This window comes from Streptomyces sp. a15, assembly GCF_059026085.1.
In genome coordinates this window covers 177,045-184,316 of sequence record NZ_JBWLKM010000004.1, presented here as the reverse complement: position 1 = coordinate 184,316, position 7,272 = coordinate 177,045, and the positions used below count along the sequence as shown (strand labels likewise).

Genomic DNA, 7,272 nt, shown 5'->3' with positions numbered 1-7,272 from the left:
CTGCTGTGCGACGCCCGCGAGCGCGGGTCGAGCCGAGACGTACTGATCGCCCTGCTGGACCGCCTGATCGCCGAGGCCGAAGGCGGCTCCCAGCTCACTCGTCCAGGCCGGTGAGCGGCTTGTTCGAAGGGGCGATGAGGCGGGCGGTGAGGTCCGGGTCGGGCATCTCCGGGTCGAAGGGGAACAGGGGCCGGCGGATACGGTGGTGGCCGAGGCGGGTCAGCTCCTGGTCGACGCCGCCCGGGGTGAGCGCCATCTTCCAGTCGGCGGCCATGGCGAACAGCTCGGGCTCCAGATAGCCGATCTTCACGATCACCACGTCGGCCGTCCTCGGGTTCAACTCCAGGTCGGTGAAGTCGTGTTCGTGGTGGTACGGCTTCCTCAGCCGGGTCAGGATCACGTGCACGCCGCCCACCCGCAGCACGACCTCGGTCTCCGCGTCCCGGTCGCCGTGCCGGACGGCGTGGACCTCGCCGGTGAGGGTGAGCGGGCCGGCGTGCCGGTCGTCGACCTCCGCGCCCGCGGTGATCGTGACGGTCGCGCCGACGCCGGCCGCCACCGCCGTGTCGACGGCGCGCGGTCCGGGCAGGGAGGCGTAGATGACCGTGGGCCCGGACGGGTCCTTGAACTCCGGGCGTTCCAGGACCTGGCGGAGGCCCCAGGTGACGTCCCCGGCGCCGCCCGCCGTCGGGTTGTCACCGGTGTCGCTGACGAAGTAGGGGCGGGCGGTGGAGGCGAGGGCGGCGTCGAGGCACTCGTCCAGGGTGGCCGTCGGCGCGACGAAGTCGAAGGTGTGGCGGGCCTTCCAGAAGCCGCCGGCCAGCCGCTCCGCGCCGGCGGCGACGGCGTCCGGCGAGGGCCCCGTGACGACGACCGCGGCCCGGTTGCGCGGCTCGTCCGCCCATGCGTAGCCGACCCAGATCGCCGCGTCCGTCACGCCGTCCGCCGCCGCCACCTCGTCCACGGCCGCGTACACGCTCTTCGCGGGTTCGATCCGGGTCGAGGTCTGCTCTCCTGCCAGCAGCACCGGCACCGGGATCCAGGCCTTGGCCGGCCGGGGCGCGCCGCTCGCGAGGAGGTCGACGAGGTTGCGGGCCGCACGCTCCTTGGTGTCCATGGCGTCCTCGTGCGGGGCCGTGCGGTAGCAGGTGATCAGATCGCTCTGGTGGACGAGTTCGCGGGAGACGTTGCCGTGCAGGTCCATGGAGGTGGACACGAGGACGCGCGGGCCGACGACCTCCCGGATGCGGTGGAGCAGCTGGGCCTCGGCGTCGTCCAGTCCCTCCACCGTCATCGCGCCGTGGATGTCGTACCAGAGGCCGTCGACGGGACCCAGGTCGCTGAGGCTGTTGAGGAGCTCGGCGGCCAGTTCGGCGTACGCGGTGCTCGTCACCGTGCCGCCGGGCAGGGCCTTGCCGACCAGGGCGCCGCGCCAGTCCGCGGCGGCACGCAGGGGCTGCCCGGGGGCGAGGAAGGGGTACCGCGTCAGGACGTCCGCGCCGCGCCGCGGGTGGAAGGCGGCGGCCTCGGTGCGTGCGGGCGAGAAGGTCGAGGACTCGATGCCGAGTCCGGCGACGGCGATGACGGGGCGGGATTCCGGCACGGGTGCTCCAGACGTCGGTGGAAGGTCAAGGGTGACGGTCTCCGGCCCGGGTGTGGTTGCCGGGAGATGAGGAGTGGTTGCCACCAGGTGAAAGGTGGGCGGTGCCGGCCGGGGGGAGGTGCGCGCCGGTGACGGCCTCCAGCGCCTGCGCCAGCGCCCGCTGCAGCGCGAACTGCCCCGCACCGACCAGGCCGGCGTCGGCGCCGAGGCTGGCCCGTTCGATGACCAGGTGCTCGGTGACGAGGGGATGGCAGCCCTCGTAGAGCTGGCTGCGCACGGCGGCGACGAAGGGCTCCAGGGTGGAGAGGATGCCGCCGAGGTACACGGCGTCGGGGTTGAAGAAGTTGACGTTGGCGGCGAGCACCTGCCCGAGGTAGCGGCCGGCCTGGCGGACCGCGCGGGTCGCCTCGGGGTCGGCGTCGCGGGAGAGCCGTACGACGTCCTCGGTGGACGTCACGTCGAGGCCGCGCTCGCGCAGGATGCGTACCAGGGCGGCACCGGAGGCGACGGTCTCCAGACAGCCGGTGTTGCCGCAGGAGCAGGGCGTGTCCTGGGCGGCCTCGACCCGGACGTGGGTGATCTCGCCGGCGGCGCCGGAGCCGCCCCGGTAGAGGCGGCCGTCGGCGATGACGCCGGCACCGATCGCCGTGCCGGACTTCACCATGATCGACTGGCGGCGTTCGGCGGGCTGCACGGTGTGCTCGCCGACGGCCATGCAGTTGGCGTCGTTCTCGACGGCCGCCGGGACGCCGAAGCGGTCCTCCAGCCAGTCCCGTACGGGGAAGCGGTTCCAGCCGGGCATCCGGGACGGCAGGGTGACCACGCCGGAGTCGACGTCCACCGGTCCCGGCAGGGAGAGGCCGACGCCGCGCAGCAGGCCCCGGCCGTGCCGGTCGGCCAGGCCTTCGAGCGTCTCGGTCAGTCCGGGCAGCGCCGCCTCGGGCCCGTCGGCCGTCGCGAACGGCACGGTGGAGACGTCGGTGAGGCCGCCACCGGGGTGGACGACGCCCACGTGGGCGTGCATACCGCCGAGTTCGGCCGCCACGGCGTATCCGTCGCTGCCGCCGAGCCGCAGCACCTTGCGCGGGCGTCCGCCGGTCGAGGACAGCGTGCCCACCTCGGCGACCAGCCCGTGGGTCATCAACTGGCCCACCGCGAAGGAGACCGTCGACGGTGCGGCGCCGAGCAGCGCGGCGAGTTCGGTGCGCGTGGTCGCCTGCCCGGAGGCGAGGAGTTCGAGGACGCGCTCGGTCAGTGAGGAGACGCCCACCACGCCTCTTCGGCGCGGCGCACTTTTTTCAGTCATGGACGAAGTTACTCCCGTCATCGGCCACCGAGGGCGACCGGCAAGATGGCCTGGAACAAGGCAGGTTCGGTTGCCATGGAGGCCGACTTCGCTGCGCTGCCCGGCGGGGATGCGGTGGCGATCGGGTCGGCGGCTCGGGCGCGGACGGAACTGGACAGGGCGGGCACGGGTGCCTCCGGTCCCCCACACAGCTGTAGGCGGCGTGGGCGGTGCCCCGCTCGCCGCGACCGGCGGACTGGTCGGGGCGCCTCCGGTGGTGCACGGCGGTACGGAGGCACCGGAGGTGGTGAGGTCCCTAACGTCCAACACCTGGTACCTGTGGGGCGACACCTAGACGCCGAACGGCGTCTTCTACGCCTGGCAGTCCACCAACCTCGCGGCCAGCACCTGTACACCCAGCCGCTCAACTCGAAGCACTGCGGCATCCAGTCGATCACCTCCGCCCAGTACGACAACCTCGTCGCGAAGTGGGGCGCCCCGACCTGGAACCGGCTCAAGCCCTACGACTACCCGGCCCGTTACGTCCGGCACAGCGGCTACGTCGGGCGGATCGACGCGCACCCCTTCGACCCGTTCCCGAATCCCAGTGGAAGCTGGTGCCCGGCCTCGCCGACTCGTCGGGTGTGTCCTTCCAGTCGGTCAACTTCCCGACGCGCCATCTGCGGCACTACAACTACGAGTTGCGGCTGGACGAGAACGACGGCACGGCCGCGTTCGCCGAGGACACGACCTTCCACCGGACGGCCGGGCTCGCCGAGGTCTCCTGGTCGTCCTTCCGCTCGTACAACAACCCGACCCGGTACATCCGGCACTCGAACTACGTCCTGCGGATCGACTCGATCTCGACGAGTACGGAGCAGCAGGACGCCACGTTCCACGTCGGTTACTGAGCGGGCTCCCGGTGTCACCGGAGGCCGACACCGGGAGCAGGTCTCTCCGTCAGTCCAGGCCGACCGTCTTCAGCCAGGCCTTGGCGACGTCGAGCGGGTCCTTGTTCTCCAGCTGCACCTGGGAGTCCATCTCCAGCAGCGCCTTGGTGTCCAGCTTGGCCGAGACCTCGTTGAGAGCGGCCACGCCCTCCTGGGAGAGGCCCGACTTGTAGACCAGCGGGGTCACGTTCGCGAAGCCGAAGAGGTTCTTCGGGTCCTGGAGGACGACGAACTTCTCCTTGGTGATGGTCGGGTCCGTGGTGAAGATGTCCGCGGCCTGCACGGTGTTCTTCGTCAGGGCCGCCTGGGTCAGCGGGCCGCCCGCGTCGAGCGCCTTGAACGACTTGAACTCCAGGCCGTACTCGGACTTCAGGCCCAACAGGCCCTGCTGCCGGGTCTGGAACTCCGGCGAACCGCCGATGACCAGCTCCGGAGCGATGTCCTTGAGGTCCGCGAGGGTGGACTGGGCGGTCAGGTTGTACTTCTTCGCGGTCTCCGCGTTGATGCTGACGGAGTCCTTGTCCTCGGCGGGCGCCGAGTCCAGCAGCGTCAGCTTCGCGTCGAGCTTGGCCTTCGCGGCCGCGTTCACCGACTCGGCCGTCTTCTGCTCCGCCTTCGGGTCCAGATAGGCGAGCAACGAGCCGTTGTACTCCGGCAGGACCGTGATGGAGCCGTTCTTCAGCAGGCCGTACGTGGTCTCGCGGCTGCCGATGTTGGGCTTGTAGGTGACCTTGACACCCTTGGCCTTCAGGGCCTCGCCGTAGATGTCGGCGAGCAGGATGCTCTCGGCGAAGTTGTTGGAGCCGACGACGACGGTGCCGCCGTCCGCCTTCTCCCCAGCGAGCGGGTCGGACGTGTCGTCGGAGGAGGAGCATCCCGCGAGCAGGGCCGCGGCGGCGGCAAGCGCGACGGCGGCCACGCCGGGATGTGTCCTGAAGGACCTGCTGTGTGCGGTTGTAGAAGTCACGATTCCCGTTCCGGACTGAGGGTGGGGTGATTGCTCGGAGATGGTTGCTCGAAAGCTCTTATGCGCTGATCCAATCCAGCCGGTTCTTGGTCAGTCAAGAGCAGCCTGGTCACCAATTGGCTTCAATGAGTTGCCGGTTGTGAAGGAGGAATGAACGGACCCGCACGGAACCCGCCGAAGCGGAGCGGTTCGTGATGGATTCTTGACTCAGGGTGGCGCTAACCGGCGTCCGAAGCGGCTGTAGTCTCGCGGAAGTTGGCGCCGGTCACAGTGACGTGCGAGGGCCGCACAGGTGTTGTCCCACCTCAGTGCCGGTAGCGTCACACCGACTTGGGTGCCCTTGGCGCACCGGTCCGTAAGCGATCACAATCGGTCACGAAGGAGGCCTGGTGTCCACGAACGAGCCCCGGGGTGGCGTTCGGGGATTCGCCGACCGCTGGCCGTTCCGCCGCAAACTCAACGTCCTGGTCGGCGTGCCGCTGGCCGTACTCGCCGCGCTGCTCGCCTACCTCATCGCCGACCAGGTGGGTCAGGCGCGGAACGCTGACTCCGCGGCCGAGCTGGTCCGGGACAGCGCGCAGGTCGCCGAGTTGGTGGACCGGGTGGAGACCGAGCACCAGCAGGCCATCCTGCTGTCCGTGCGGCACGAGGCCGCGCCCACGGGGGCCCGCCCCTCCGACGCCGACTACCGCAAGGCCCAGATCGCGGTCGACTCCCAGGTGGAGAAGGTGCGCGACACCTTCGGCGACCGGCTGCCGGACACCGAGGCCCAGGCGCTGCGCGAGATCAACGGCCTGACCAGCCTGCGCGACACCGTCGAGGAGGGCTATCTGCCCGCCGACAACATCGACCCGGCCTACACCAACGCCTCCAAGGGCCTGATCGACGGCCTCGGGCTGGACCACAACGCGGACCTCGCCGGCACCTTCACCGGCAACCTGCTGGACTCCCTGCTGCGCGCCGACGCCGCCCACAGCGCCTTCGAGACGGCCGTCTTCTCCGCGCGCACCGGCGACAGCAACGCCCAGATCGAGTTCATCGGCGCGGTCGGCTTCGAGAACGAGTACAACCACCAGGCCGACCGCTTCGCCCGGTTCGCGACCGAGGCCCAGGCGAACGAGCTGGGCGGGATCGAGCACAACTCCGCGCAGGCGACGATCGGGCGGCACTACGCCGAGCTGCAGATCGACCCCGGCAACCTCCAGGCCGGTACGCCCACGCAGATCCGCGAGGCCTTCACCGAGGCGCTCGGCTCGTACCGCGACTACCGGATGCAGTCCGAGACCCGGCTGAAGATCACCTCGTCCCTCATCGGCCAGATCGCAGACCGCTCCGACTCCGCCTCCAGCGAGGCCGCCTGGCGCGCCGTCCTGCTGCTGGGCCTGGCGCTGTTCCTCTTCGCCGTGTGGATCGCCTTCGCGGTGCTGGTGCGGCGCTCGGTGGTACGGCCGGTGCAGGCACTCACCGGAGCGGCCCGCGAGGTCGCCGACGTCGCCGGCCGTGAACTCGCCCGCGTCGCCGACGAGGACACCGAGGACGCCGGGCCGGTCCGGCTGCGCGAGATCCCGGTCACCGCGAAGGACGAGATCGGCGACCTCGCCGACGCCTTCAACCACGTACAGACCACCGCGTCCGCGCTGCTGGAACGCCAGGTGCTCAGCCGTCGCAACGTCGCCGAGATGTTCGGCAACGTCGGCCGCCGCGTCAGCAACCTGACCGCCCGGCAGCTGGCGCTGATCGACGCGGTCGAGCGGGGCGAGACCGACCCCGCCCTGCTGGAGCGCCTCTACTCCATCGACCACATCGCCGTCCGCCTGCGCCGCAACGCCGACAGCCTGATGCTGCTCGCCGGCATCCGCGAGACCGTCCTCGACTCCGGGCCGCTCGCGCTCACCAACGTCGCACGGGCCGCGCTCGGTCAGATCGAGGGCTTCCAGCGGGTGCACCTGCACGCCGGGACCGAGGCCATGGTCGAGCCCGACATCATCGGCGACCTCACGCTGATGGTGGCCGAACTCGTCGAGAACGCCGTGTCCTTCTCGCCCGCCGGCAGCCCCGTCGAGGTGACCGTCCGCGACGGCGCCGAGGGCGCGCTGGTCATCGTCGCCGACCACGGCCTCGGCATGAGCACCGAGCGACTCGAAGAGGAGAACGCCCGCCTGATCCGCCGCGAACGCCTCGACCTCGTCCCGACGAAGGTCCTCGGCCTGTTCGTGGTCGGCACGCTGGCGCGCCGCTGGGAGGTGAGCGTGACCCTGTCCCGTACGCCGGGCGGCGGCGTGACCGCCGAGGTGGCCATCCCGTCGTCCCTGCTGCTGACGATGAGCCCGGTGGCAGTCGCCTCCGGCGGTTCGGCGGGGGGCGGCACGGGGCGGGCGTTGGCTTCGGGATCTGCTTCGGTGTTGGAGGCGGGTTCGGTTTCAGGGTCGGGTTCAGAGGCGGGTTCGGTTTCAGGGTCGGGTTCAGA

General features: G+C 70.8%; 3 protein-coding genes and 2 pseudogenes. 2 read left to right on the top strand and 3 right to left on the bottom strand.

The window, feature by feature from the left end; genetic code table 11:
* Positions 1–94: 94 nt before the first annotated feature.
* Both AC5P09_RS06770 and AC5P09_RS06765 read right to left on the bottom strand, forming a co-directional pair.
* On the bottom strand, positions 95–1,603 hold the full coding sequence (locus tag AC5P09_RS06770) for a M81 family metallopeptidase (RefSeq protein ID WP_493872913.1): 1,509 nt from the start codon (positions 1,601–1,603) through the stop codon (positions 95–97).
* 25 nt (positions 1,604–1,628) lie between these two features.
* Positions 1,629–2,909: an ROK family transcriptional regulator gene (locus tag AC5P09_RS06765; RefSeq protein ID WP_493872912.1), complete on the bottom strand. Its 1,281-nt coding sequence runs from the start codon at positions 2,907–2,909 to the stop codon at positions 1,629–1,631.
* Between the two features lie 253 nt (positions 2,910–3,162).
* Here AC5P09_RS06765 and AC5P09_RS06760 point away from each other — a divergent pair.
* Positions 3,163–3,799: pseudogene (locus tag AC5P09_RS06760) on the top strand (AbfB domain-containing protein); the annotation flags it as partial.
* Positions 3,800–3,848: 49 nt separating this feature from the next.
* On the opposite strand, the gene AC5P09_RS06755 reads toward AC5P09_RS06760, so the two are convergent.
* Positions 3,849–4,805, bottom strand: coding sequence for an ABC transporter substrate-binding protein (locus tag AC5P09_RS06755; protein ID WP_493872911.1), 957 nt, complete (start codon positions 4,803–4,805; stop codon positions 3,849–3,851).
* 386 nt (positions 4,806–5,191) lie between these two features.
* On the opposite strand from AC5P09_RS06755, the pseudogene AC5P09_RS06750 reads away from it, so the two are divergent.
* Positions 5,192–7,150, top strand: a pseudogene (locus tag AC5P09_RS06750) (sensor histidine kinase); the annotation flags it as partial.
* Positions 7,151–7,272: the final 122 nt, after the last annotated feature.